Annotated in this window: 1 protein-coding gene and 1 pseudogene; both read right to left on the bottom strand. The window is 65.9% G+C overall.

The window, feature by feature from the left end:
• The coding region (locus FCU66_RS12175) for a heterodisulfide reductase-related iron-sulfur binding cluster (protein ID WP_136625411.1) at positions 1-815 on the bottom strand (815 nt) is incomplete at its 3' end.
• A gap of 11 nt (positions 816-826) precedes the next feature.
• Positions 827-2,019: pseudogene (locus tag FCU66_RS12170) on the bottom strand (FAD-binding protein).
• Between the last annotated feature and the right edge of the window lie 57 nt (positions 2,020-2,076).

Below are 2,076 nucleotides of genomic sequence, written 5' to 3'. Positions count from 1 at the left end.
CCGCATCCGGATGCGGTGATGACGATGGCATCGAGCCCACCCTGGTCGATGGCGCGCGTCCAGGCGTCGACATTCCGTCTGGCCGAGGCAAGGGCGGCTTGCTCCCGCCCCATGTGATGCACCAGCGCACCGCAGCAGCCTTCGCCCTGCGGCACCACGACCTCGATGCCGAGCCGTGTCAGCAGCGAAATCGTCGTGTCGTTGATGGCGGGATCGAGCACCGATTGCGCGCAGCCGGTGAGGATGGCGACGCGGCCCTTTTTGGCCCCCTGCCCGGCATGGATGCCAGGTGAAGCCATCGGCGAGGCCGTGGGGATCGCGGCCGGAGCGAGCCTGAGCATGGCGCTGAGCGGTTTCAGCGCCGGGACCTTGTCGAACAGGCCAATGAATGGCTTGCCCAGCTTTGCAAGCTTGAGTGCCGCGCGAAAGCGTGCGGGATAGGGCAGCACGAAGGCCAGCATGGCGCGGATCAGGCGGTCGAGCAGCGGCCGCTTGTAGGTCTCCTGGATATGGGCGCGCGCGTGGTCGACCAGATGCATGTAGTTGACGCCCGATGGGCACGTCGTCATGCAGGCGAGGCACGACAGGCAGCGGTCGATATGGGTGACGATCTCCTTGTCGGCGGGACGGCCGTTTTCCAGCATGTCCTTGATCAGGTAGATGCGCCCGCGCGGTGAATCGAGCTCGTTACCCAATGTCACATAGGTCGGGCACGTCGCGGTGCAGAAGCCGCAATGCACGCATTTGCGCAGGATCTTTTCCGATTCCGCGACATGCGGATCGGCAAGCTGGGCAAGCGAAAAATTGGTCTGCATCGCGTTGGATCCTAGGCCATTCGGCCGGGATTGAGGATGTTCTTCGGGTCGAATTCCTGCTTCAGGCGCTCGCTGAGTGCTGCCAGTGCGGGCGCCTGCGGCTCGAACACCGGCAAGGCAGCGCGGTGGGAGGGCGCGGCGCGCACCAGCGTCGCATGGCCGCCACCATGTTTCCTCAACAGCCCGCGCAGCAGAGCGGCTTCCGGGTCGCCCTCTTCCATGCGCAGCCACACCAGCCCGCCCTGCCAGTCATAGAAGGCGCTGACGGCGGCCTGCATGCGCAGCGTCAGGACCATCTGGTGGCCCTGTCCCGGCGTCATCGATACGCGCCAGACCGGTTTCTCGCTGTTGTCGGCGAAGGGCCTGCAATCGCGCACATCGCGCCAGATCAGCCGCGAGGTTTCGCCGGTAATCTCCTCCAGCGGCCCGGCCTTGCCGAGCAGCGTTTTCAGCGCGGCGATGCGGTAGGCGACCGACGGGCCAAAACCCTCCACACGCAGCAGCGTTGCGGCCTCGCTGCCGAGACTGCCGCCAGCGACGCGCGCGGCGATCCGCTCCGGCAGATGGGCGGCACTCGACACTTCAGCACTCGAACCGAGCGCCATGGCCATGGCGGCGGCAGCCGCATCGTCGAGCAGGCCGCGGATGGCGAGCGTGACTTCGGTCTCTGCGGCCGGCAGTACCTTGAAGGTGACGTCGGTGAATACCGCCAGCGTGCCCCAGCTGTTGGCCATCAGCTTGGACATGTCATAGCCGGTGACGTTCTTGACCACGCGTCCGCCCGACTTGAAGGCCTCGCCACGCCCGGACATCACATTGATGCCCAGAATATGATCGCGCGCAGCACCCGCCTTCAGCCGGCGCGGGCCGGAAAGGTTCGCGGCGAGCACGCCGCCGATCGTGCCTTTTCCCGGCTCGCCACCGAGCAGCGGGCCGTAGTCCATCGGCTCGAAGGCAAGTTGCTGGCCGTTTTCCGCCAACAGCTTCTCGATGTCGGCCANNTGGCCGACAGCACCAGTTCAGCCGGTTCGTAAAGCGTGACGCCGGTGAGCTTCGACAGGTCGAGCGTGTGTTCGCTTTGTTGCGGCCGGCCGATGCCGCGCTTCGAACCATGGCCGAGGATTTCCAGCGGCGATCCTTCCGCTACCGCCCAGGCGACGGTGGACAGGACTTCTTCCGACGTGGTTGGGGTGAAGGTGGTCATGGGATCGACGCACCGTCGGCGAATGCGGAGACGTCGTGATCCTTCACGCCCCCCTCT

The sequence above is a fragment of the Mesorhizobium norvegicum genome (assembly GCF_004919685.1).
GTDB classification, from domain to species: domain Bacteria; phylum Pseudomonadota; class Alphaproteobacteria; order Rhizobiales; family Rhizobiaceae; genus Mesorhizobium; species Mesorhizobium norvegicum.
This window is presented reverse-complemented; position numbering and strand designations above follow the sequence as displayed.